The 23,156-nt window shown below is 59.7% G+C and carries 20 protein-coding genes and 1 pseudogene; 6 read left to right on the top strand and 15 right to left on the bottom strand.

Features of this window, described 5'->3' with window-relative positions; all coding sequences use genetic code 11:
• Positions 1-5: 5 nt before the first annotated feature.
• Genes RHM55_RS12095 through RHM55_RS12085 form a run of 3 tightly spaced genes read right to left on the bottom strand, consistent with a single transcriptional unit; the run spans position 6 to position 2,701 of the window.
• Positions 6-800: an ABC transporter permease gene (locus RHM55_RS12095; RefSeq protein WP_322182328.1), complete on the bottom strand. Its 795-nt coding sequence runs from the start codon at positions 798-800 to the stop codon at positions 6-8.
• A gap of 3 nt (positions 801-803) precedes the next feature.
• Positions 804-1,676 carry an ABC transporter permease gene (locus RHM55_RS12090; RefSeq protein ID WP_322182326.1) on the bottom strand — a complete coding sequence of 291 codons (873 nt, stop codon included), beginning with the start codon at positions 1,674-1,676 and terminating at the stop codon, positions 804-806.
• Positions 1,673-2,701, bottom strand: a complete 1,029-nt coding sequence (locus RHM55_RS12085) for an ABC transporter ATP-binding protein (RefSeq protein WP_322182324.1) — start codon at positions 2,699-2,701, stop codon at positions 1,673-1,675. The genes RHM55_RS12090 and RHM55_RS12085 overlap by 4 nt, the downstream gene beginning before the upstream one ends.
• A 242-nt stretch (positions 2,702-2,943) precedes the next feature.
• Between RHM55_RS12085 and RHM55_RS12080 the strand changes: the two genes are divergently transcribed.
• Entirely contained in the window at positions 2,944-3,774 is an 831-nt protein-coding gene (locus RHM55_RS12080) for an IclR family transcriptional regulator (RefSeq protein ID WP_322182322.1), read from the top strand.
• 151 nt (positions 3,775-3,925) lie between these two features.
• Complete coding sequence (locus RHM55_RS12075) at positions 3,926-5,176, top strand: aspartate aminotransferase family protein (RefSeq protein WP_322182320.1); 1,251 nt, start codon at positions 3,926-3,928, stop codon at positions 5,174-5,176.
• 20 nt (positions 5,177-5,196) lie between these two features.
• Here the strand turns inward: RHM55_RS12075 and mobA are convergent, their stop codons facing one another.
• Genes mobA through moaA form a run of 3 tightly spaced genes read right to left on the bottom strand, consistent with a single transcriptional unit; the run spans position 5,197 to position 7,797 of the window.
• Positions 5,197-5,790 (bottom strand): molybdenum cofactor guanylyltransferase MobA, encoded by a 594-nt coding sequence (gene mobA / locus RHM55_RS12070; protein ID WP_322182318.1) that lies wholly within the window; start codon positions 5,788-5,790, stop codon positions 5,197-5,199.
• A 58-nt stretch (positions 5,791-5,848) separates the two neighbouring features.
• On the bottom strand, positions 5,849-6,748 hold the full coding sequence (locus RHM55_RS12065; RefSeq protein WP_322182316.1) for a bestrophin family protein: 900 nt from the start codon (positions 6,746-6,748) through the stop codon (positions 5,849-5,851).
• A gap of 50 nt (positions 6,749-6,798) precedes the next feature.
• Positions 6,799-7,797: a GTP 3',8-cyclase MoaA gene (gene moaA, locus RHM55_RS12060; RefSeq protein ID WP_322182313.1), complete on the bottom strand. Its 999-nt coding sequence runs from the start codon at positions 7,795-7,797 to the stop codon at positions 6,799-6,801.
• Positions 7,798-8,044: 247 nt separating this feature from the next.
• On the opposite strand from moaA, the gene RHM55_RS12055 reads away from it, so the two are divergent.
• The gene (locus tag RHM55_RS12055; RefSeq protein ID WP_322182311.1) at positions 8,045-10,204 is read left to right on the top strand and encodes a mechanosensitive ion channel domain-containing protein; all 2,160 of its coding nucleotides are present in this window, start codon (positions 8,045-8,047) and stop codon (positions 10,202-10,204) included.
• 9 nt (positions 10,205-10,213) lie between these two features.
• Here the strand turns inward: RHM55_RS12055 and RHM55_RS12050 are convergent.
• Positions 10,214-14,536, bottom strand: a pseudogene (locus RHM55_RS12050) (DEAD/DEAH box helicase).
• A 200-nt stretch (positions 14,537-14,736) separates the two neighbouring features.
• Between RHM55_RS12050 and RHM55_RS12045 the strand changes: the two are divergent.
• Both RHM55_RS12045 and RHM55_RS12040 read left to right on the top strand, forming a co-directional pair.
• On the top strand, positions 14,737-15,621 hold the full coding sequence (locus RHM55_RS12045; protein ID WP_322182309.1) for a sugar nucleotide-binding protein: 885 nt from the start codon (positions 14,737-14,739) through the stop codon (positions 15,619-15,621).
• Positions 15,614-16,543 (top strand): NAD-dependent epimerase/dehydratase family protein, encoded by a 930-nt coding sequence (locus RHM55_RS12040; protein ID WP_322182307.1) that lies wholly within the window; start codon positions 15,614-15,616, stop codon positions 16,541-16,543. The genes RHM55_RS12045 and RHM55_RS12040 overlap by 8 nt, the downstream gene beginning before the upstream one ends.
• Before the next feature lie 61 nt (positions 16,544-16,604).
• Here the strand turns inward: RHM55_RS12040 and RHM55_RS12035 are convergent, their stop codons facing one another.
• The 5 genes from RHM55_RS12035 to RHM55_RS12015 form a co-directional block, all read right to left on the bottom strand.
• Positions 16,605-17,273 (bottom strand): OmpW/AlkL family protein, encoded by a 669-nt coding sequence (locus RHM55_RS12035; RefSeq protein WP_322182304.1) that lies wholly within the window; start codon positions 17,271-17,273, stop codon positions 16,605-16,607.
• Between the two features lie 104 nt (positions 17,274-17,377).
• Positions 17,378-17,914: a DUF3299 domain-containing protein gene (locus RHM55_RS12030; RefSeq protein WP_322182302.1), complete on the bottom strand. Its 537-nt coding sequence runs from the start codon at positions 17,912-17,914 to the stop codon at positions 17,378-17,380.
• An 11-nt stretch (positions 17,915-17,925) separates the two neighbouring features.
• Positions 17,926-19,191 carry an ABC transporter permease gene (locus tag RHM55_RS12025; protein WP_322182300.1) on the bottom strand — a complete coding sequence of 422 codons (1,266 nt, stop codon included), beginning with the start codon at positions 19,189-19,191 and terminating at the stop codon, positions 17,926-17,928.
• Position 19,192: 1 nt separating this feature from the next.
• Positions 19,193-19,903, bottom strand: coding sequence for an ABC transporter ATP-binding protein (locus RHM55_RS12020; protein WP_322182298.1), 711 nt, complete (start codon positions 19,901-19,903; stop codon positions 19,193-19,195).
• 24 nt (positions 19,904-19,927) lie between these two features.
• Positions 19,928-20,527 (bottom strand): DUF2796 domain-containing protein, encoded by a 600-nt coding sequence (locus RHM55_RS12015; RefSeq protein WP_322182296.1) that lies wholly within the window; start codon positions 20,525-20,527, stop codon positions 19,928-19,930.
• 143 nt (positions 20,528-20,670) lie between these two features.
• On the opposite strand from RHM55_RS12015, the gene RHM55_RS12010 reads away from it, so the two are divergent.
• Positions 20,671-21,012, top strand: coding sequence for a hypothetical protein (locus RHM55_RS12010; protein WP_322182294.1), 342 nt, complete (start codon positions 20,671-20,673; stop codon positions 21,010-21,012).
• Here the strand turns inward: RHM55_RS12010 and trxA are convergent.
• The 3 genes from trxA to RHM55_RS11995 form a co-directional block, all read right to left on the bottom strand.
• Positions 21,009-21,881, bottom strand: a complete 873-nt coding sequence (gene trxA / locus RHM55_RS12005) for a thioredoxin (protein WP_322182292.1) — start codon at positions 21,879-21,881, stop codon at positions 21,009-21,011. The two genes, RHM55_RS12010 and trxA, sit on opposite strands and share 4 nt — an antisense overlap.
• Before the next feature lie 70 nt (positions 21,882-21,951).
• On the bottom strand, positions 21,952-22,614 hold the full coding sequence (locus RHM55_RS12000; RefSeq protein WP_322182290.1) for a class I SAM-dependent methyltransferase: 663 nt from the start codon (positions 22,612-22,614) through the stop codon (positions 21,952-21,954).
• Positions 22,611-23,060 (bottom strand): hypothetical protein, encoded by a 450-nt coding sequence (locus RHM55_RS11995; protein ID WP_322182288.1) that lies wholly within the window; start codon positions 23,058-23,060, stop codon positions 22,611-22,613. Before RHM55_RS11995 ends, RHM55_RS12000 begins: the two co-directional genes overlap by 4 nt.
• Positions 23,061-23,156: the final 96 nt, after the last annotated feature.

Here is a 23,156-nt window from a genome sequence, read left to right as displayed (position 1 = left end):
CCCCCTCAATGTTTACCGACCAGAACCCGGTCCAGGCCATAGACCCTGTCGAGCAGAATCATGGTGCCTGCGGTCAGGGCGATGACCAGCGCCGAGACAGCTGCCATCATTGGGTCGATGGATTCGGTGGCGTACACATACATGCGCACCGGCAGCGTTTGGGTCGCGGGTGAGCTGACGAAGATCGACAGGGTGACCTCGTCGAAACTGTTGATGAACGCCAGCAGCCAGCCGCCAGCTACCCCCGGCAGAATCATCGGCAAGGTGATCTGACGAAACAGGGTAAGGCGGCTGGCGCCAAGGGATTCGGCGGCCTGCTCGGCGCTACGATCAATCCCGATGGCTGCGGCGATCACCAGGCGCAACACGTACGGGGTGATGATCACAACGTGAGCCAGCATCAGCCAGAAGAAGCTGCCGTTGACCCCCATCAGTGCGAACAGACGCAGCATCGCCACGCCCAGTACCAAGTGCGGAATGATGATCGGCGAGAGGAACAGTCCGTTGAAAAAATCGCGGCCGGGGAATTTATAGCGGGTGATCGCCAGCGCGGCTGGTACCGCAATCAAGGTCGCCAGAGTCGCGGCGACGAAGGCCAGGATCAGGCTGTTGTAGAACGCGTGGATAAAGTCTGCGCGTTCGAATACCGCCCTGAACCAGCGCAGAGAGAAACCGGAAGTCGGCAGGCTCAGGGTGTTCTCTGGAGTGAAGGCCACCAGGCATACCACCACCAGCGGCGCCATCATGAACAGCACCACCAGCGTATGAAATCCCAGAGACAGAGGACCATTTTTAGACATGCCTTATTCCCCCAACGTTTTTTTATAGCGACCTTCGACCATGCGGTTCCAGCTCAGCATGATCAGCAGGTTGGCTAACAGCAGCACCACGGCGATGGTCGCGCCCATGGGCCAGTTCAGCTCCGAGAGGTATTGGTCATAGACCACTGTGGCAACCATTTTCAGCCGTCGTCCGCCGAGCAGGCCGGGGATGGCGAACGAACTGGCCGACAGGCCAAACACGATCAGGGTCCCCGAAAGCACGCCGGGCATCACCTGGGGCAACACCACCAAACGCATGACCTTGGCCTGACTGGCACCGAGGGACAGCGCCGCCTGTTCGGCGGCCGGGTCGAGTTTTTGCAGCGAGGTCCAGATCGGAATGATCATGAAGGGCAGCATCACATGCACCAGGGCGATGACCACTGCGAACGGCGTATAGAGCAGTTTCACCGGACGCCCGCCGAGCGCTTGAATGGCCTGATTGACCAAGCCATCGGCACCGAGCAACAGGCTCCAGCCGAAAGCCCGTACCACCACTGAAATAAGGAGGGGGGTCAGGATCAGGATCAGAAAAATCGAGCGCCACGGGGTGCCCATGCGGCTGAGAATATAGGCCTCGGGCACGCCAATCAGCACACACAGCAGGGTCACCAGCGCGCTGATCCAGAACGTGCGAAAGAAGATCTCGTAGAAGTACGAATCGCTGAACAGGTCGATGTAGTGGGAGAGGGTGTAGGCGTCGTTTTTTACGCCGAGCTGGTAATCAAAAACGTTGAATGACAGCACCAGTGTCAGGCACAGCGGCAGGATCAACAGGCACACGAACAGCGCCATCGCGGGTGTCGACAACAAATAGCCGCGTCCGCCCCGGCGCATGGCCGCGAGGGTGCTCATGCATGCACCTCGTCGGCAGCCAGTACGCGCAACAGTTCGGCCTGCCAGTCGAGCCCGACGGCGGTGCCTTCGACCAGCGGCGCGCTGCCGTCGTTGCGGCGCACTACGGTCAATTCGCCCAAGGCGGTTTCAATGCGATACAGCCATTGGCTGCCCAGAAAGTAGCGGACCAGGACGCGCCCCTGCAGACGGCCGTTGCCGGCGTCCAGCATGTCGATTTTTTCCGGGCGCAGGCTCAGGGTCAGTGCGCCGTCGCCGCTGCTATGGCGTACTTGCGGGCAACCTGCGTCATCGAAGTCGCCTGCGAGCATGTTGGCCTTGCCGACAAAGCCGGAAATGAAACGCGTGCGAGGGTGTTCATAGAGCTTGTACGGCTCGTCGATCTGGGTCACTCGCCCGGCCTGCATCACCACCACGCGATCACTGATCGACAGTGCTTCGGCTTGATCATGGGTCACCATCAAGGTGGTGATCCCGACTTCGCACTGAATGCGGCGGATTTCGAACTGCATCTCTTCACGCAGGTTGGCGTCGAGGTTGGACAGCGGTTCATCGAGCAACAACACCGGTGGCTCGATTACCAGAGCGCGGGCCAGGGCCACGCGCTGGCGCTGACCACCGGACAGTTCTCGGGGATAGCGTTCGGTATGTGGGGCCAGGCGCACCAAGTCCAATACCGTGGCCACCCGCCGGGCGATATCCGCCGCCGGGACTTTGCGCATGCGCAGGCCGAATGCAACGTTGTCGCGCACGGTCATGTGCGGGAACAGTGCATAGCTCTGGAACACGACCCCCAAGCCACGGCTGCTCGGTTTGGCGTCGGTGATGTCGCGGCCGTCCAGGACGATGCGCCCGGCGGTGGCGTCGACGAAACCCGCGATCATTTGCAGGGTGGTGGTCTTGCCGCAACCGGAAGGGCCGAGCAGAGAAACGAATTCGCCTTTTTCCACCGCCAGATGTGTGGCGACGACGGCGTCGATTGCACCGTAGCGTTTGCTGAGACCTTCGAGCTGGAGAAAAGCCATGTCTGCGTTCCACCTGTATTTATAGGGCGCGTCGAAACACGCTTTTTTGTAATGGGCAGATGCGAAGGGATGCTGCGGGTGCGCTGGCGCTCGATCTGAGTCGGCTGCCAAATATTGTTCGATTCGCCCCTGTGGACTCAGATTAGGACGAAGCCTAGGATGGACGAAAGAGCGAATTTCACTGAAAGGAGTATTTTTTCACTTTCATTCAGTGAGCAGATTTCTATGAAGGATTTTGATAAATGAATTCCACTGATCGGAATGAAGAGGTGAAAGAAGTGGGCGTCGGTGGCGTCTCAAGGCTCTTCGCCGTGCTGCGTATGCTCGGCACGGCCCCGGACGGTGGTGAGCGGGTGACCCAATTGGCGCAGCAGGTCGGCTTGTCGCAACCGACCACGCATCGTCTGCTGCGCAGCCTTATGGAAGAAGGCATGGTCGAGCAGGATAGGCGCAGCAAGCGCTACCGCCTGAGTCTGGAGTTCTTTGCCTTGGCCGCCCGCGCGGGGAATACCGGCAACCTGCGTGATCTGGTCAGGCCCTCCATGCTCCGGCTCAGTGCTTCGTTGGGCGATTCGCTATTTTTGCTGGCGCGCAGTGGCTTCGATGCGATCTGTCTGGATCGCAGCGAAGGGCCGTATCCGATTCGCACGTTTACCGGTGACATTGGCGGGCGCGTGGCCTTGGGAGTGGGTCAGGGCAGCCTGGCGATTCTGGCGTATCTGCCTGAAGAAGAGCGCGAGACTGTGATCCGCTACAAACTGCCCAGGCTCAAGGACTTCCACCTGTATGACGAGGTGTTCCTGCGTTCGGAGGTGGAGAGTGTTCGTCGCCTGGGTTATGCGGCTCGCAACACCGGGGCGTTGCCTGGCATGGCCGGTCTGGCCGTGCCCATTCTGAACCGCGATGGGCATGCCGTGGCCGCGCTCAGCGTGGCGACACTCAGCGAGCGGTTGGGGCCGGACCGGTTGCCAACGGTCGTGGAGTTGCTCAAGCGCGAGGCATCAGCCATCGGGCCGAAGATCAACCCGTTCGACCCGACCCTGCGCAGTCCTTCGCAAGTATTCGGTGGCTGACCCGTTCGCGGATCCTCGTGAAGGCCGCAGGTCTTGGGTCGCCACGGCACATCCCGAAAATCAGGAATAACCCCGCGATTTTATTTCGCTTGTGACGCGTAAGCATTCCTCGCTTATATGGCCGAGGAATTTTCTACGGGGCATTTTCTGTATGAGCAGCGCATCAATCAGCGGTTCGATATCCAGGGTCCACCCCATCACCCTGGATCACGGCAAGAACGCCGAGGTGTGGGATGACGACGGCAAGCGCTACATCGACTTTGTCGGTGGCATTGGCGTGTTGAACCTTGGGCATTGCAACGCGCGTATCGTCGACGCCATCCGCGAGCAAGCGACCAAGCTGACGCATTACTGCTTCAACGCGGTGCCCCACGCGCCTTACAAACAATTCATGGTACGGCTCGCGGCGTTCATTCCAGTCAGTTATCCGGTCGTCGGCATGCTGACCAACAGCGGTGCCGAGGCTGCAGAAAATGCGCTGAAGATTGTTCGTGCTTACACAGGACGCACGGCGGTTATCGCCTTCGATGGCGGATTTCATGGGCGAACGCTGGCGACCCTGAACCTCAACGGCAAAGTAGCACCTTACAAACAAAAGGTCGGCGTGCTGCCGGGGCCGGTGTATCACTTGCCTTACCCGAGCAAGGATAACGGGGTCACCGCCGCAGAAGCGTTGAGCGCCATGGATCGATTGTTCAGCGTCGAAATCGACGTTGAAGAGGTAGCCTGTTTCATTCTGGAGCCGGTCCAGGGCGAAGGCGGCTTCCTTGCGTTGGACGTCGAGTTTGCCAAAGCCTTGCGTGCGTTCTGCGATGAAAAAGGCATTCTGCTGATCATCGATGAGATCCAGTCAGGGTTTGGACGCACCGGCCAGCGCTTTGCATTCTCCCGGCTGGGCATCGAGCCAGACTTGCTTCTGTTGGGGAAAAGCATCGCTGGCGGTATGCCGCTCGGCGCGGTAGTTGGTAAAAAGGCTTTGATGGATGCATTGCCCAAAGGCGGGTTGGGCGGCACGTATTCGGGCAATCCAATGGCGTGTGCTGCGGGCCTGGCCACCCTGGACCAGATGACTGACGCCAATCTGTCCTCGTGGGGCGAAGCACAAGAACACGCGATCATGAGTCGTTATCAGGGTTGGCTTGACAGCAAATTGTCGCCCTTCCTTGGGCGTCTGACCGGGGTCGGCGCCATGCGCGGGATCGAGCTGATCACACCGGAAGGAAAGCCCGCAACAGCCCAGTTGGCCACGCTCCTTGAAACCGCCAGAAACAATGGACTGCTGCTGATGCCCAGCGGCAAGGCCCGGCATATCATCCGCCTGCTCCCGCCGCTGACCACCGAGCTTGATGTGCTCAATGAAGGGTTGGATATCTTGGAAAAGTGTTTGGCCGAGCTGGATTGATGTTCGCTGCCCGCAGGCGGTCAGGTCAGCAAGTCCGGGGTGTTAAAGTTGGTCAGCCGCAGATCATCGGGCGCACAGTCAAGCGCCTGTAAATCATGTGCCAATAACACCCGCATCAAACTACGTTCCCCTTGGTCCCAGCGCTTGCGCAACTCAGGCAGCAAGGACGTGGGGATCACACTGAACATAGGTTGCCATTGCCCGGCCTGTCGCACCATCAACGGTGAAGACGTCAGGCCTGCACGGCTCAATAGCTGCTCGATCAGCGGGCGATCAATCCTCGGCGCATCACACGCCAGAACCAGCACCCAGGCATGGTGCGCCACCGAAAGCCCCGCCAGGACCCCGGCCAGCGGTCCTGGAAAGTCGTGCTGTTCATCGCCCACTAACTGATCCGCAAATGCCTGATAGCGATCCTGATTGCGGTTGCAGGAGATGATCAAGTCATCGGTCAGCGGCCTGACAACGTCGTGCACATAAGCGATCAAGGGCCGGTCGTTCCACAGGATAAGCCCTTTATCCTGCCCGCCCATGCGCTGCCCGCGTCCACCGGCCAGCAGCAGAATCGAGCAGGGCACACCTTGCTCTGCGTGGTCATTCGATGAAGCGTTCATGCGCAGCACTCAAAAAATTGATACGGCGACGATCCCATGGACAGTGCCAAGGCGCCAGTCAGCTCAGTACGTAATCCACAGGTTCGAGCACGGGCGGTAGATCGGTCTCACCCAGCGCGTCCAGCACTTCACGCTCAATGGTTCGCACAATAAAATCGGTAGGCAGGTTGTGTTCGTTGCGACCAAATGGGTCCTCCAGTTCATCGCCAATGGCGTCGAGCCCGAAGAAGGTGTAGCTGACGATCGCGGTGAAAACAGGTGTCATCCAGCCCAGAGGCTCGGCCATGGCGAAGGGCAGCAGGATGCAGAACAGATAAATCGTCCGGTGCAGGAGCAGTGTGTAGGGAAAGGGCAGCGGTGTGGTTTTGATCCGGTCACACGCGGTGAGGGTGCGTGTCAGGTTGCTCAGGCGGGTTTCCATCAGGGTGTAGCGCCATTCACTGATGTTGCCAGCCACGGCCAGATCAGAACATTGTTGGCCAACGTGACGCAGGATGCGTTCACTGATATTCGGGGTGCTGGGCGCTGGCGCGAAGTCCAGCCAGGGGCGGGCCTCAGCCAACTCGTCTTCCCCGCGCAGGTGGGCGTTCAGGGCATGGGAGAAGCCGCACAGATTACGCAGAATACTCCCGCGTTCGGCGAGGTCCTTAATGACCTGGGTTTCGCGGATCATTGAGCGCATGTCCATGATCATTTCCCCCCACAACTTGCGCCCCTCGTACCAGCGGTCGTAGCACATGGTGTTGCGGAAACTCATGAAAATCGACAGCGAGAGCCCGAGCAGCGTGAAGGGCGTGGCACTGACGCGGGAAAAATAGGCGGGGTGCAGCGTTTCGACCCATACGATGGCCGAGGCCAACAGGGTGACCAGCAAGCTGCGAACAACGATGTGCTTTGCGATGGACCCTTTAAGTGACGTCAGGATCTGCAGCAGGTTCGGTTTGGGTCTGACAATCATGGACTGAGGGTCCTGGAGCAATTGAAGCGATTGAGAACAGACAGGACCCGCTAGCCTCCGGTCATGTTCATGAAACGCACAACTTGAACTTCGTCATTGATGTCGAAGTTGTGGCGGTAGGGCTTGATCTGCATCGAGTCGATAATGGCCTTTTCCAGCTTCTCCGGCTGCCCCGGATGAGCGCGCAACACGGCCTTGAGGTCGACCGAGTGTTCGTTACCCAGGCACAGCAGCAAGCGGCCTTCCACGGTCAAGCGCACACGGTTGCAGGTCGCGCAGAAATTATGACTGTGTGGCGAGATGAAGCCCAGACGAATATCAGGTGCTTCAGCCAGGCGCCAATAACGCGAAGGGCCTTGGGTCGATTCCGTCGAGTCGATCAAGGTGTAGCGTTCGGCGATGAGTTCGCGGACCTGATCACTGGAAAAGAACGATTCTGCGCGGCTGTGCTCAAGGATGGTGCCCAGCGGCATTTCTTCGATGAAGCTGATATCGAGCTGACGGTCGATGGCAAAGCTGACCAGGTCGTTGATCTCGTGATCGTTGCGGCCTTTCATGACCACGCAGTTGAGCTTGGTGCGCCGAAAGCCCGCCGCGTTCGCTGCGTCGATTCCGGCAATGACCTTTGTCAGATCGCCGGTGCGGGTCAGCTCACGAAAGCGTTCGGGGTTCAAACTGTCGAGGCTGATATTCAGCCGGTTGACCCCGGCGTCGAACAGGGGGCCCGCCAGCGCGCTCAGTTGCGAGCCGTTGGTGGTCATGCACAGCTCGCGCAAGTCGGGCAGTGCGGCGATTTGCCGACACAAGTCGACCACCCCGCGTCGCACCAATGGCTCGCCGCCGGTCAGGCGAATCTTGCGCGTGCCCAGCGCAACGAAGCGCTCGGCCAGTTGGTATATCTCTTCGAGGGTGAGAATGCGTTGGCGCGGCAGGAACTCCATGTCTTCGGCCATGCAATAGACGCAGCGAAAATCGCAACGGTCGGTCACTGATATTCGCAGGTAATCGACCTTGCGAGAAAAGCTGTCCATCAAGATCCGGTCTGACAATTGCACCTCGTTGCTCTGGGCTCAAGAGCGCGATGTTGGATTGACCTTCGTCGTGCAGGGTCTGAGTATCCAGAGCCTAGAAGGCTGGCCATTTTTTATCCAATAGCTATTGGTGACTGCATGATCGACCGGCTCTATCGGCAGGTGGATTCACTTTGCGAGTAAAACGAACTTGCAGGGTAAATGTCGATCAGTGTCTAGAAGCTTCATACTCACTGGATAATCAAATGGAAGGGGGAGCCGCGCTTTGTTGAAGTTCAAGACCGTGACGCTGTTGTGCATCCTGTTTTGCGCGGGCACTTTCAACCTCCAGGCCTCTGATGCGCCTGCCGTAGCGCCGGCCTCGGCTGCCCCTGCGGCGCCTGCCAGCATCGCGCCGGCTCCTGCAGCCCCGATACCTCCGGAAATTCTGGTGCAAGGCGGTTTGCTCGGCGCCATCAGTTCCAGTATTGATAACGTCCAAGGCCAACTTGATCTGAATAACGATCTGGTCGACTCCTGGCGTTTGCGGGCGGGCCGAGCCGCCGACGAGATAGACAATCTGGTCAATCAGCGTTCCTCACGTTCGAACGTCAGTATCGCCGGGGACTTCCTGATGTTGTCGGCGGTGTGGATAGGTGCGTTCGCGATTCTGTTTTCACTGGGCCGCTTTATAGCCTCGCGCCTCAATCGGCATCGGGTTCTTATTGAGCGCTACCGGGTCCAGGCGCTGTTGAATTACTTGGTGCCCTACACCCTTCCGGCGGTGATCAGCCTGCCGCTGACGTTGTATGTCAGTCACTTCATGTCGGCGTCGGTGGGGCGTGCGTTGGCGCTGTGTTTTGCCTATGCGACTAGCAGCGGGATTGTTTCGACCTCGGTGTTGTTGTGCGTGATCGTGATGTTCAATTCCGGGCACAAACGCGCTGCGGTACAGATCATTCGCCAATACAGCCCACGGCCTTTGTTTCTGATCGGTTTTCTCGCGGCCCTGAGCGACGCGTTGACCAGCCCGCAGATTTCCCGGCAGTTAGGCAGTAACGTCACCAGCAGCATTGCGGTATTTACCGGACTGTTCGCCTCGGTGGTGTTCTGCATGCTGGTGATCAAGCTGCGTCGGCCAGTGGCGCATCTGATTTGTAATCGATCCTTGAGTGGCCGCCTGCACCAACCGGCGCTGCAAGAATCGCTGAAGATTTTTTCCGGCCTCTGGTACTTGCCGATCCTGCTGATGATTCTGGTTTCGGCGATCCATCTGATCGGTGCTGGCGAAGACAGCCAGAAAGCCCTGCGCTGTGCCCTGCTGACCACTGTATTGCTGATTGCCACGGTATTTTTGAGCACGGTGTTCCAGCACCTGTTCAAACCGGCCGATGCCGCCGAGCGTGGTGGGCATGTCTACAAAGAGCGCTTGCTGAGTCTGTGTCATGCCGTGCTGCGGATTGCGCTCGCGGTCGCGTTCATTGAGGTGCTCGGGCGGATCTGGGGTTTTTCGCTGTTCGAGTTCGCCCAACGCAACACGGTCGGCCGGGTGATCAGTGACTCGCTCAGCAGCATTGGCCTGATTCTGTTGGTGACCTGGTTGTTGTGGGTAGTCCTCGACACGGCGATTCAGGAAGCCCTGAAACCACCGCTCAACAAACGCTCTGCGCACCAGCCCAGCACCCGGATAAAAACCATTCTGCCAATGCTGCGCAACGCGATAAAAATTATCCTGGTGGTGATTTGCTCGATCACCACGATGGCCAATCTAGGGATCAACGTCGCGCCGCTGTTGGCCGGTGCCGGGGTGGTTGGCCTGGCCATCGGTTTCGGTTCGCAGCAGTTGGTGCAGGACGTGATCACTGGGCTGTTCATCATCATTGAGGACACTATTTCCATCGGCGATTGGGTGGTGCTCGACTCAGGCCACTCCGGCACGGTGGAAAGCCTGACCATCCGCACCCTGCGCCTGCGCGACGGCAAAGGATTCGTGCACTCGGTGCCGTTCGGTCAGATCAAAGCCGTGACCAACCAATCGCGTCAGTTTGCGTATGCCTTTTTTGCCATCCAGTTCACCTACGATTCCGACATCGACTCTGCCACCGCGTTGATTCGCGAGGCAGGGGGTTCGATCAGCGACGACCTGTTACTCAAGGGCAATCTGCAAGGGCCGCTGGAAGTGTTTGGCCTGGATCGGATGGACCTCAATGGCGTTGTGCTGACCGCGCAATTTCGCACTGTGTCGGGCGGCCAATACAGCGTGAGTCGCGCCTTCAACGAACGGTTGAAAAAGCTTGTGGATAAAACCCCAGATGTGCGCTTCGCCCAGACGTTTCCACAGGTGGTGATGAGCCCGCATGCTGAAGCCAATGCGGATGAACCGCCTGTGCCGCCCAAACCGACAGTGACCAACAGTGATGGCTCGGAGAGTCCGGCGGTGACCTAGACGCTTGGGTCAGTGCAACAACCGATCCCTTATCTGTGCCGCCGTCACCGAATCCAGCTCCAACCAATACTGTGGTTTACCGGAAATGATCGCTGCTGCCGGGATGCCATCGCGGTAGATCAGGCGGTTACCGGCCAGTGTCGGGACTTTGCTGCCGGGTAACAGCGTGCCGACCAGATTCAGTGGGTCGGCCCCGCACAGGCTTATCAGGCTACCGTCGAGCGGGCGTTTACGGATTTCCCGTAGCAGCGGAATGGCTTCAGGCAAGGCGAACTGCTCGCCCGCCAGGCCGCTGACAAATCGCCCCCCTCGAATCTCGCCACGTGCTTCCAGTCGATGGAAGGTGCGCAAGAGTTCGCGCCAGCTGGGCAACCAATCGGCCTCGCGCTCCAGCAAGCGCCAGAACACCACGCCGTATCGGCGCAGCAGGGTCATGGCGATATGTTCCAGGGTCGGCGCGGCAGTCTGTTGCGGTCTAGGGGTGTTACTGGGGGCTGGCGCAGGTGAACGGCGGAGCAAGGCCCAGCGACCGGCATCGTCCATGCCCCCAATAAACGCGCCACGGTTGCGGCGGCTGGTGTGTGCAGAGCGTTTGCTGGCGGGAGTGATCAAGGCGCGCAGGCCGGCAAAGCTGTCGGCGTTCACCAGCCCGGCACCGACTAACTCCTGTAATGCGGTTTCCAGTTCGGTGCGCAGTAGATGGGCTTCGTGCAGCAGCTCATCGAAGAACAGTGCGCCATGACTGACCAATGCTGCGTGAACTTTCTGCGCTCGCAGGGATAACGCTGCAGGCGAAGGCTGCTCGGTCAGCTCACTCCACAGATTCACCTGGTTTCGGGGCAGCAGCACGATAGGCGTACTGCGCAATGCTGCAGCGCCAGCTTTATTGCGCGGCGCCAATCGCGTCCACACCACTTTGCCCGAGCGGCACAACTCGTCGAGCCAGGTCAGCGAATAGTCCTTGAGTCGGGCCGGAAGAATGTCACTGTCCCAGGTGCTGGCAGCCGCCGAATAGCCTTCGAGTTGATTCACGATCTCGGGCAATGCGGCTTTTCCCTGGCTGCGGGTGGTGCTGGACAGGTGCTGCCAGTCGAATAAAAAGCGCATGAAATCCTGTAGCGACACCGGTTCGATTTCCCGGCGCAAGCGTTTGACGGTATAGCGATGAATGCGCGCCAGTAGATGGCGTTCGCACCATTGATCCTCGGTCGCGCCGGGGCTGAATCGTCCGCGCAGCACGTACCCTTCGCCTTCCAGTCGAGCCAGCGCCTGTGCCACGTTGGCGATGGGCAAGGCCAGGGGCTCGGCGATCTCATGCAGCGGTAACGGGCCTAAGCCACCGAGGCGCGCCCGAACGATTTCCAGCGTGGCCTCGTCTTCGTTCCAGCGGTCATCGAAACCGGGCAGCGCCTGCAACGACGGATGCATTTCTGCCTGTGGATAAACCGCGCGCAGGCACGTCAAACGTTCCAGTGTCAGCCACAACGCATGCTCGGGGCTGACCTGCAGGCGTGTTGCGCGCCCGGAAGTTGCCAGGGTTTCCAGCCACGCCAGCCAGTGTGGATGTTGACGTGCTTCGGCACCGCTGATGCAACTCAGGCTCATCAACGCCTCGTGCATCTCATCAATGTTTTGCGGCTGCGGCCATGCTTCCTCACACACTGCAACAATCGCGTCAGCGTCCAGTGCGCCCAAGTCATCGGTTGATTGCGGGTCGCTCCAGCGCCGGTTGAGCACCGCCTGCGTGCGGCGCTCCTCCAAGGGTGCATCGTCAAGAAAGGCGTAAGGTCGCGCACTGAGAATTTCCGCCGCGAGGGGCGAGGGCGCGGGGAGGTCAAGGCTGATCAACCGCACCTGGCCCTGTTCCATGCGCCGCAGCAGCGCCAGCCAGCCTTCGCAATCCATGGCCTCGTGCAGGCAGTCGTCGAGGGTTTGTTCGATCAGTGGGTGATCGGGGATTTCACGTTCACCGACCACATTCTCCAGGCACGCGATCTGATCGGGAAACACGGTCGCGATCAGGTCTTCACTTTTCATCCGTTGTATTTGCGGCGCGACCTTGTGTCCTCCGACGTAGCGCGGCAGGGCCAGCGCGGTGCTGGCGTTCCAGCGCCAGCGCACGCCAAACAATGGCGCATCGAGTACGGCCTGAATCAGCAGATGCTCGGCGCTGTTGGCGTTCAGATAACGCCAAACCTCATCCAGCTCGAAGCTGTGGCTGGTCGATAGCGACAGCACGATAGCGTCTTCGCTGGCGGCGGCTTGCAGCTCGAAATTGAAGGTGCGGCAAAAGCGTTTGCGCAACGCCAGGCCCCACGCGCGATTGACGCGGCTGCCGTACGGCGTGTGGATGATCAGTTGCGTGCCTCCCGACTCATCGAAGAAGCGCTCCATGATCAGGGTGTCTTGCGACGGCAAGGCGCCCAACGCCAGGCGGGCTCGCGCCAGGTAATCGACCACTTGCCCGGCGCTGGCCAGATCGAGTCCGAGGGTACCGATCAGCCAGTCGATGCACGGCTGTAGATCGCCGGGGCTGGCGCTGAGTAGCTCATCGATCTGCGCTTGCAGGCGCGCCACGGCAAACGACAGCTCGGCACTGCGCCCCGGTGCTTCACCGAGCCAGAACGGGATGTTCGGTGGCTGGCCCTGCGCATCCTCGACCCGCACCCGACCGGTTTCAATGCGCAGGATGCGGTATGAGGTATTGCCCAGCTGGAAGATATCGCCAGCGATGCTTTCCACGGCAAAGTCTTCGTTCACCGTGCCAATGTTCAGGGCTTGCGGTTCCAGTATGACGCTGTAATCGGCGTTGTCCGGAATCGTGCCGCCGCTGGTGATAGCGGTCAGTTTGCTGCCACGTCGCCCGCGCAGGGTGCGAGTCAACGCGTCGCGGTGCAGGTAGGCACTGCGTACGCCCTGACGGCCGCTGTAACCTTCGGCGAGCATGCGCAGCAGCGCCTGATAATGTTGGTCATCAAGGGTGGCGTAGGGCGAGGCCTTGCGGATCATGTCCAGCAGCGCTTGCTCCTGCCATTCCTGGCAACTGACTTCGGCGATGATCTGCTGCGCCAACACATCCAGTGGCGCGTGGGGGATGATCACGGTGTCGAGTTCGCCACGCCGCACGCAATCGAGCAGTGCGGTGCATTCGATCAAGTCGTCGCGTGACGTGGCGAACAAGCGGCCTTTTGGCGTGCCGCCGACCTGATGCCCGGAGCGGCCGACCCGTTGCAGGAACCCCGAGATGGAGCGTGGCGATGCAATCTGGCAGACCAGATCGACGTCACCGATATCGATGCCCAACTCCAGCGATGCAGTGGCAATCAGCACCTGCAAGTCGCCACGCTTGAGGCGTTGTTCGGCGTCCAGTCGATGTTCTTTCGCCATGCTCCCGTGGTGTGCGGCGACGGCGTGTTTGCTAAGACGCTCACTCAAGTGCCGGGCCATGCGCTCGGCCATGCGCCGGGTGTTGACGAAAATCAGCGTGGTCCGATGCTCGCGGGCCAGTTGCGCCAGGCGGTCGTACACCAACTCCTAGACATCGTTGGCCATGACCGCGCCCAGTGGCACAGGTGGCACCTCGATCCCCAAATCGCGTGGGCGGGCGTGACCGATATCGATAATTGCGCAGGGCCGTTCGACTGGATCGCTGCCCACTAGAAAGCGTGAGACGCGTTCGATGGGTTTTTGCGTGGCGGACAGACCGATGCGCAGCAACGGCTCGGGGCACAGCGCCTGTAATCGCTCCAGGCTCAACGCCAGATGACTGCCGCGTTTGCTTGAGGCAATTGCGTGGATTTCATCGACGATCACTGTACGGGTGCTGGCGAGCATGCGCCGACCTGAGTCCGAACCGAGCAACACATACAGGGATTCGGGGGTGGTCACCAGAATATGCGGCGCGGTCTTGCGCATCGCCGTGCGTTCTTTTTGATGTGTATCGCCGGTGCGTACGGCAGTGCTGATGTGCAGTTCGGGAAGGCCCATGCGCGCCAATTGTTCGGTGATGCCGGTCAGCGGATTCTGCAGGTTGATCTGGATGTCATTGGACAACGCCTTGAGCGGCGACACGTAGACCACAAACGTCTGGTCTGGCAGCTCGCCGCCATGCTTCAGGCCCTGATGCACCAGATCGTCGAGTACCGCAAGGAAGGCGGTCAGGGTTTTGCCGGAGCCGGTGGGCGCGGCGATCAAGGTCGAACGCCGCGCCTTGATCAGCGGCCACGCCTGCGCCTGCGCGGCCGTCACCGCCGGGAATGTGCTGTGAAACCAGGCACTGACGGCGGGGTGGAACGCGCCCAGAACCGGGTCCGGAAGGCTGAGAAGAGTCATCAGTGATTTATGCGGGCGGCGTGATCAAGATGCAAGAGGGCGCAGGATTGGCCCGATCTGCGGGATCACTTGTCTGGGCTGGCACGGCTGCAAACCCCGGCAGGCCTTGCACCTCTTGGGGGATAGGTTCCAACGTGTTATGTTTGCAGACGTTTTTTGACTCTTTTTGAACTGATTCTGACACCGAGCCTGCTGACTCTATGCGAATGCGCCTTATGCTGTTGGGCGGCGGGAATGCCCTCGGGCAGGCGCTGATTCGTCTGGGTGCCGAGGAAGACATTGGTTTCCTCGCGCCACGTCCACCGGAAGCCGGTTGGGACGCTGCGAGCCTGACGCAACTGCTCGACGACACCCGCCCCGATGCCTTGATCAATCTTGCTTACTACTTCGACTGGTTTCAGGCGGAGACAGTGAGCGAGGCACGTTTGGCTGTCCAGGAACGCTCTGTCGAGCGCCTTGCCGAACTGTGCCAGCACCACAATATCGTGCTGTTGCAACCGTCCAGCTATCGAGTATTCGATGGCTCGCGAGCAACCGCCTACAGCGAAAAAGACGAACCGATACCATTGGGTCAGCGCGGTCAGGCGTTGTGGCGCATCGAACAAAGCGTGCGCGCGACCTGCCCGCAACATGTGCTGCTGCGTTTCGGTTGGTTGCTCGATGACAGCCGGGATGGTGTGCTCGGACGTTTCCTTGCACGGGCTGAGTTGACTGAAGAAATACCGATGGCCGATGACCGTCGCGGTAATCCGACACCGGTCGATGATGCGGCGCGGGTAATTATTTCCGTGCTCAAACAACTCGATTGTGCGGCGCCGCTGTGGGGCACCTATCACTACGCAGGCCACGAAGCGACCACGCCACTGGCGTTGGGGCAGGCGATCCTGACCGAAGCGAGGTTGTTGCACCCACTGGCCATCGAAGCTCCAACCGCGCGGGCTCACGCCGCGAGTCCCGATGCCAGCGAAGAGCCGCAACACGGGGTGCTGGCCTGCAAGAAAATCCTTCATACCTTTGGCATCAAGCCTCGTGCTTGGCGTGCGGGTCTGCCAAGCCTACTGGACCGTTATTATCGTCATGGTTGATGCACCTGTCTTAGTCACCGGCGGCGCCGGCTTCATTGGCTCGCACCTGGTTGATGCCTTGCTCGACAAGGGTTATGCGGTACGTGTTCTGGACGACCTGTCCACCGGCAAACGCAGTAATCTGCCGCTGGATAATCCGCGCGTTGAATTGATCGAAGGCGATGTCGCCGATGCGGCATTGGTCGCGCGCGCTGCCATAGGCTGCCAGGCTGTTGCGCACCTCGCGGCGGTGGCATCGGTGCAAGCGTCGGTGGACGACCCGGTGCGCACGCACCAAAGTAACTTTGTCGGCACCCTGAACGTTTGCGAGGCCATGCGGCAGGCGGGGATCAAACGTGTGTTGTTCGCCTCCAGTGCTGCTGTTTATGGCAATAATGGCGAAGGTGAGTCAATTCTCGAAGACACGCCCAAGGCACCCTTGACGCCCTATGCGGCGGACAAGCTGTCGAGCGAGTACTACCTGGATTTCTACCGTCGCCAGCATGGTCTGGAACCGGTGGTGTTCCGTTTTTTCAATATCTTTGGTCCGCGTCAGGATCCGTCTTCGCCTTATTCCGGGGTGATCAGCATTTTTTGCGAACGTGCTGAAAAAGGGCTGCCGATCGCGATTTTCGGCGACGGTGAACAGACCCGGGATTTTGTCTATGTCGGCGATCTGGCGTCGATACTGGTGCAGGCGCTGGAACTGCCGGATGTCGAGGCAGGCGCAATCAACGTTGGCCTCAATCAGGCCACCACGTTGAATCAGTTGTTGATGGCTTTGTCGCAGGTGCTGGGTGAATTGCCTGCAATCACCTACCTGCCGGCGCGCTCCGGTGATATCCGCCATTCACGGGCCAACAATCGACGCTTGCTTGAACGCTTCAAGTTCCCTGAGCCAACGCCACTCAGCGTCGGTCTGGCGCGCTTGCTCGGGCGTTAATTCGCTGACGCAAAAAAGGCACCGCGAAGGTGCCTTTTTTATACGTGCCTTTCGGGGCGCGTTAGAACTTGTAACCGACACCAACCATGTAAACCCATGGATCAACGTCAACATTGACCTTGACGCGGTTAGCACCCAGGTCTGTGGTTGCTGTGGTGTTGATATCGATATACCAGACCGAGGCGTTAAGCATAATGTGGTCTGTCAGCATGTAATCCGCGCCAATTTGACCGGCCAAACCGACGGAATTTTTCAGTTTCAGGTTGCTGAAGCCTTGATCCTTGCGTTCGCTGGTCAAGTCTGAGCCGAAGAACATGGTGTAGTTCAAGCCGATGCCAGCGTAAGGCTGGAACTTGGATGTAGATTCCATCGGGTAGTACTGCAACGACAAGGTCGGTGGCAATTCTTTGATGTCTGCAAGCTTGCCATCCAGCGCGCCGAGGCCTTTAACTGCAACGGTGTGTTTGAACGGCGTAGCCGCCAGCAACTCAAGGCCGAAGTGGTTGGTGAGCATGTAAGCCACTGCGAGACCGAGCTGAGTATCGCCGTCTACGGTCGCTTTCGTGCCCGAAATTTTAGTACCGTCGAGTTTCAGATTTCCGCTAGAGTCATCTGGGGAAACTCTTGCCGCACCCGCACGGACGATGATGTCACCGGCTTCGTGGGCGTGGACGAGAGGTGCGCTGAGCGCTAGCGCGAACAGGGACGCGCTGAGCAGTGACTTGTGCATGATTGCTCCATTAGACATTAGTTGTGGCGATGGCTAATGATAGGGCGTGCATGGATGGGTCCTTTTGACCCAGCGCAATGAAATTGCCATGAGGCAAAAAAATATCAGGACTCAGGCAACTCATAGACGTAAATCTTGTCGGCCTCCATTTTGTAGCCTGCATCGGCCAGTTCGCTGGTGGAGGCTTCGACCTTCATCGTGCCTTCGATCCAGTAAGGCTGATACAACTCATCGAGTTTTACGCCGACCTTACTGGTGACATGGACGATCTGATTAGAGGGCGGTGGCGGTACGTGGATGCAGGCCCCGAAGTAGGGCACCAGCAAAAACTCGGTGGCCCGACCTTCTTCGCTGACTTCCAGTGGCACGATATAACCTGGCAACCTGATCTGTTGACCGTCCAGTGAATTGACCACGGGTGCGGACGGCGATTGCTGCTTTGCAGCAGGCGCGGCTTCGGCAGACAACGCATCGGCCATGCCGGACAAGTTATGGATCGGCGCCGTTTGTGGGGCGATCACCGGGGCGTCTGGCGGAATCATCTGCGCCCAGGTCAAGTCCTTTGGCGGCGCAGCCAAGAGTGGCGTCGTGACCAGTAAGGGCGCGATCAGCAGCAACAGCGCAAGCAGTGGGCGCGACATGATAGATGTCCTCATAAACGAATCGACAGGCCGTCAGCCAACGATTGGCGGTACGCGCGCCAAGCTGGCACGGTGCCCATCAACAGCGCGGCGCAGAGGATACCACCGAGCAGGGTCCACTCGTATTCAGTGGGCAGCGACAGCGGCAAGAACAGGCCGTAATTGGACTGCACGTAACCCTGAGCGCCCGCGATTCCAACGTACAGCAGGACCAGGCCGCTGACCACGCCAGTCAAGGCCAGAGCGAAGGCTTCGAGAATCAACAAGCTTGCGATATGCCAGGGGCGAGCGCCTACCGAACGCAGGATCGCCATTTCGCGCCTTCTTTCATTGAGGCTGGTCAGGATTGCCGTAAGCATCCCGATCAACCCGGTCAGCACCACGAACAGCGAAATCACGAACAGCGCTTTTTCGGCGGTGCCCATCAGGCTCCAGAGCTCCTGCAGGGCCACGCCGGGCAGAATCGCCAGCATCGGTTCACCCCGGAACTCATTGATATCGCGCTGCACGGCGAAGGTCGAGATTTTGCTGTTGAGGCCAAGCATGAATGCAGTGATCGCTGTCGGCGTCAGGTCCATGTTGCGTGCCTGATCAGCGCTGACGCGCCCGGCGCCGTGGGCCGGTACGCCGTTGTGCCAGTCGACATGAATCGCTTCCATGCCGCCGAGGCTGATGTGCAGCGTGCGGTCCACCGGGGTGCCGGTGCGTTTGAGAATCCCGACCACCGTGAACGGCTTGTCGTCGTGTTTGACCAGACTGACGACCGCGACGCCGTGAGCCAGTATCAGCTTATCGCCCAGCTTGTACTTCAAGGCGTCGGCGACTTCGGCGCCCAACACCACTTCGAAAGGGTCAGTGGCAAACGGACGACCGTCGGCCAGCTCCAGATGTTGCTGGCGGCCGAACTGGTAGTGCTCGAAGTAGGACTCGTTGGTGCCCATGACACGATAGCCGCGGTGGGAGTCACCGAGGGAAATCGGGATCGCCCACTTCACGTGAGGGTCGTTGGCGAAATGCTCGAAGCTGTCCCAGCGGATATTGTTGGTGGCGTTGCCGATGCGAAACACCGAATACAGCAGCAGGTTGACCGAGCCAGACCGGGCGCCGACGATCAGGTCGGTGCCACTGATGGTGCTGGCAAAACTGGCGCGTGCTTCAGTGCGCACGCGCTCGACGGCCAGCAACAAACAGACTGACAGGGCGATGGCGAATGCAGTGAGAAAGGCCGTGAATCGGCGGTTAGCCAGACTGGCCATGGCTAGGCGAAACAAATACATCTCAGACCTCTGCGGCGACGGCGGCGCGATTGAGTTCGGACAGCGACAGGTTACGGTCGAACAGCGGTGCTAGGCTTTGGTCATGGCTGACGAACAACAGACTGGCTCCGGCGTCGCGGCACTCGGCGAACAGCAGGCGAATAAACGCCTCGCGGGCATCGGCGTCCAGTGCGGACGTTGGTTCGTCGGCGATGACTAATTCCGGTTGGCCAATCAGTGCCCGGGCCGCAGCGACCCGTTGTTGCTGGCCGATGGACAACGAGTCTGCGCGGCGACTCAGGAGTGCCGGGTCTTTCAAGCCCAAATGCGCGAGCAGCGTTGCGGCGGCCTGATCGACACTGCCATGGCGCTGGGTCGCGCGCGCGGTGCGCAGCTTAGAGAAGCGGCAGGGCAACTCGACGTTTTCACGCACTGACAAGAACGGCAGCAGGTTGAACTGCTGAAAAATATACCCGGTGTGATCGACCCGGAAACGGTCGCGGCCTCCGGCTGATAGTTGTGTCAGCTCCTGACCCAGCAGGCGAATGCTGCCTCGGTTGGGTTTCTGCACGCCGCCCAACAGCCCCAGCAAGGTGGTTTTGCCACTGCCACTGGGGCCTTTCAGGAACAAGGTTTCACCTGGCTCCAGACGAAATGCAGGGATATCCAACAACGGTGCGTGACCGGGCCAGGAAAAGCCAAGATCGGACAACTCGATAAGTGCTTGGGTCATTTGAGGTGTGTCCACCGGGGGTTATCAGAACTTCAGCGTGGCGTTTTCTGGCGTTGCTTCAACACCCTGCTGACCACTCGGGGCGATCAGTTGTACCTGAATTTTATGGGTGGCGGGGAAGGTCTTGAAGAGTTGCGTCAGGTCGAGCTTCTTCAGTGCGGACGGTGTGTCGCACATGAATTGGTAATGCGCATGGATCTCGCTGTGCTCGTGGTGGTGCTCTTCACCTTCGCCCTTGGCGTGATCATCATGGCCTTCATGGTCGTCATCATGATCGTCGGCATCCGGTTTGTCGCCGAACAGCGGGCTTTCCAGTTTTTGTGTCATCACTGCGCACTTGGCCGCCAATGGCAGATTGAACAGCGCCTGCGACTTCAACAGCAGTTCGCGGGCCTCGGCGACCTTGGCTTTGTCTGCATCGGTGCTGGCAGGATGTTCGAAGCCAACGATGTTCATCGAAGGACTGCGCAGCTCGAATTCCAGCGTCTTGCCGTCGAGTGCTATATCCAGCTGCGCGACACCGTGCTCGTGAGCGCCGAGACTGGCATGCTCTTTTTCTTCGGCGGCATGAGCAATGGCCAGTGGAAGCAGGGCAAAAGGCAGGGCGAGCAGCAGGCGGCGCATAAAGAATCTCCGGGCATGGCATGGATGTGGAAAGATGTTATGTGATCTTATAACAATTTTAAGGCGCTGACACATTGCATGCGATGGTAAATTCACCTTCGTGCGAATGCTCGCACCGAACCACACATTGAGGAACAACACCCATGCTGCGTATCCGTGGAACCATCGGCGAGTGGCCCGTGGACTTGACCTTGGAATTGGATGAGGGCGACTGGGCCCGGCTGGGTGCGCAATTGCAGACGATGAAACCTGCGACTGAGCAGGCGGCTGCGTTGCCCGTCAATCAAGACGACGCGGTCTGGCAAATCGCCAAAGAATTACTGCGCAAGGCCGGGCAAATGAGCGGGCCGGACTTACTCAACCAGTTGGAAGGCCTGACGGGCAGCACGGCAGCGGGAAAACGCCTGATGGTGCGCATGCGTCACAGTGCCGAGGTCAACGTTGTGAGCGGCACAGATGCACCGCTCTATAGTTGGGTCAGTTAATACAGTGCAGCAAACAGCTTGCGACGGTAAGTGGTGACCAGCGGGTGATCGTTGCCCAGCAGGTCGAACACCTGAAGCAAGGTTTTGTGCGCCAGGCCTTCGGCGTAGTTGCGGTTGCGGATGAAGAGCTTTAACAGGCCATCCAGTGCCGCATCGTATTGCTGGCGGGACAGTTGCTGGATCGCCAGTTGATAAGCGGCTTCATCATCCAGAGGATTCTGCGCCAGGCGGGTCTTCAGGTCGGCGACGTCGGGCAGGTCGGCTGCTTCGCGCAGGAAGGTCAGTTGTGCATGTGCGCCAGCGAGCTCGGCTTTATGGGCGTCACCTTTGACCGCCTCGAGCACGCTCTGCGCTTCTGCCAGTTCGCCGCGTTCGGCCAGGCAGCGGGCGTACAGAATCAGCGCCAGCGCATTAGTGTTGTCTTCGCCCAGCAAGGCTACGAGCACGCTCTCGGCGTCGGCGATCCGGCCTTCAGCGAACAGCGTTTGTGCTTGTTTGAGCGGGTCGGCCGGGGCAGGTGGCGGCATGTTTACGTGGGGTTCCAGGATTGCCCGAATAGCCGACTCCGGCTGCGCACCGGAAAAGCCGTCTACCGGCTGGCCGTCCTTGAACAGCACCACGGTTGGTAGGCTGCGGATGCCGAAGCGGGCGACGATGTCCTGTTCTGCGTCGCAGTCGACCTTGGCCAGCAGCAACTCACCCCGGTAACCCTCGGTGATTTGCTTGAGGACCGGCATCATCGCTTTGCACGGCGCGCACCATTCAGCCCAAAAATCCACCAGCACCGGCGTGAGGAATGACTTCTGGATAACCAGTTGGTCGAAGTCGGCGCTGGTTGCGTCGAAGATGTACGGGGTGTCCTGGCTCATCGCTAGTCTCGGAAGTCGTTCAATGGCGGCAACTATAAAGGTCGCGGCGTTTTGTCGAAAGCGGTGCGCGTCAGGCCGGGTCGCGGCACGCGTGATAAAGGCTGACGTTACGAAACTCCGCAGGCTCGGCCAGGTCGGGCAGGGTGTGGGCTTCAAGCATCGCTAATCGCAGATAAGCGGGGTGCTGAAAGTCGCGCACCCGCGAGTCGGCCACTAATGCCTGGCGGCCACGACTGAGGAATTGATCCAGTAATGGCAGGTTGGCGCGGTCATACAGCACGTCGGCGACCAGGATCAGGTCGAAGCGGTCGGTCTCGGCGAAAAAATCTGCCGAGTAGCTCAGTTGCACGTCATTCAGCCGGGCATTGGCTTGGCACGCGGCGAGGGCCAGTGGGTCCAGGTCGCAGGCCACCACCTCCAGCGCGCCAGCTTTTACTGCTGCAATCGCGGCTACGCCAGAGCCTGAACCGAAATCAAGAACGCGTTTGCCCGCCACCCACTGCGGTTGTTCGGCGAGAAAACGGGCCAATGCCAGACCGCTGGCCCAGCAGAAACTCCAATACGGCGGATCTTCAAGAATGCGCCGGGTTTCTTCCGGGCTGAAGGCGCGATCCATGTTGTCGGCATCAATCAGCCAGAGCTTCAAGGCAGTGCCCGGCAGCTCAGTGGCAACCAGCTGCGCGTCGCCGAGCAGTTCGCTCAACGCCCGTTGCAGGTCATGCGGAGGGGTCATGGCGCCGGTACGAACTGCAACGGGCCCATCGCCTGGGTGATGGCTTCATTGATACGCACCGAGGGCAGGTGCAGGGTCAACTGGCCGGACTGACTGGCACGGCCGCGCAACTCGACGCGCGCACCCGCCGGAAAGGATTCCGGGTTGAAGCGCAGCTGGAACGGCAGGGACTGGTTGTTGCCGATCAGCTTGGTGCTGGCCAGCAAACGTTGCGGGCGGCTGCGCTCATCAATCAACAGCAGCGCCAGCTCGACTTCCGCGCCAGCCGGTACGCCGAGCAGTTGACCACTCAGTTCCCGTTGATAAGGCAGTAAAGGGCCAAGACTGGCAGCGGTTTTAATCACTTGCGTCGGTTGTGATTTGGCCGCGACAGGTTTGGGTGGCTCGCTGCTACAGGCGACCAGCAGGCCGACAAGACTGAGCAAAACAAGCGGTCGTAGCGACATGAACAGCTCCAACAGAACAAAAAAATCAGGGGGCGACCGAGGCGCGTCGTGCAGTATTGCCCAGCCGTATAAATTTCACACCGCCTGCCGCGCGAC

The sequence above is a fragment of the Pseudomonas sp. MH9.2 genome (genome assembly GCF_034353875.1).
GTDB lineage: Bacteria > Pseudomonadota > Gammaproteobacteria > Pseudomonadales > Pseudomonadaceae > Aquipseudomonas.
Note: the sequence above shows the minus strand (reverse complement) of the source record. Positions and strands in the feature narration are given on the sequence as shown.

Bases quoted from the DNA above. Each gene is read 5' to 3' on its own strand.
- RHM55_RS12095 (WP_322182328.1), bottom strand. From the start codon at position 800: ATGTCTAAAAATGGTCCTCTGTCTCTGGGATTTCATACGCTGGTGGTG.
- RHM55_RS12090 (WP_322182326.1), bottom strand. From the start codon at position 1,676: ATGAGCACCCTCGCGGCCATGCGCCGGGGCGGACGCGGCTATTTGTTG.
- RHM55_RS12085 (WP_322182324.1), bottom strand. From the start codon at position 2,701: ATGGCTTTTCTCCAGCTCGAAGGTCTCAGCAAACGCTACGGTGCAATC.
- RHM55_RS12080 (WP_322182322.1), top strand. From the start codon at position 2,944: ATGAATTCCACTGATCGGAATGAAGAGGTGAAAGAAGTGGGCGTCGGT.
- RHM55_RS12075 (WP_322182320.1), top strand. From the start codon at position 3,926: ATGAGCAGCGCATCAATCAGCGGTTCGATATCCAGGGTCCACCCCATC.
- mobA (WP_322182318.1), bottom strand. From the start codon at position 5,790: ATGAACGCTTCATCGAATGACCACGCAGAGCAAGGTGTGCCCTGCTCG.
- RHM55_RS12065 (WP_322182316.1), bottom strand. From the start codon at position 6,748: ATGATTGTCAGACCCAAACCGAACCTGCTGCAGATCCTGACGTCACTT.
- RHM55_RS12045 (WP_322182309.1), top strand. From the start codon at position 14,737: ATGCGAATGCGCCTTATGCTGTTGGGCGGCGGGAATGCCCTCGGGCAG.
- RHM55_RS12040 (WP_322182307.1), top strand. From the start codon at position 15,614: ATGGTTGATGCACCTGTCTTAGTCACCGGCGGCGCCGGCTTCATTGGC.
- RHM55_RS12035 (WP_322182304.1), bottom strand. From the start codon at position 17,273: ATGCACAAGTCACTGCTCAGCGCGTCCCTGTTCGCGCTAGCGCTCAGC.
- RHM55_RS12030 (WP_322182302.1), bottom strand. From the start codon at position 17,914: ATGTCGCGCCCACTGCTTGCGCTGTTGCTGCTGATCGCGCCCTTACTG.
- RHM55_RS12025 (WP_322182300.1), bottom strand. From the start codon at position 19,191: ATGTATTTGTTTCGCCTAGCCATGGCCAGTCTGGCTAACCGCCGATTC.
- RHM55_RS12020 (WP_322182298.1), bottom strand. From the start codon at position 19,903: ATGACCCAAGCACTTATCGAGTTGTCCGATCTTGGCTTTTCCTGGCCC.
- RHM55_RS12015 (WP_322182296.1), bottom strand. From the start codon at position 20,527: ATGCGCCGCCTGCTGCTCGCCCTGCCTTTTGCCCTGCTTCCACTGGCC.
- RHM55_RS12010 (WP_322182294.1), top strand. From the start codon at position 20,671: ATGCTGCGTATCCGTGGAACCATCGGCGAGTGGCCCGTGGACTTGACC.
- trxA (WP_322182292.1), bottom strand. From the start codon at position 21,881: ATGAGCCAGGACACCCCGTACATCTTCGACGCAACCAGCGCCGACTTC.
- RHM55_RS12000 (WP_322182290.1), bottom strand. From the start codon at position 22,614: ATGACCCCTCCGCATGACCTGCAACGGGCGTTGAGCGAACTGCTCGGC.
- RHM55_RS11995 (WP_322182288.1), bottom strand. From the start codon at position 23,060: ATGTCGCTACGACCGCTTGTTTTGCTCAGTCTTGTCGGCCTGCTGGTC.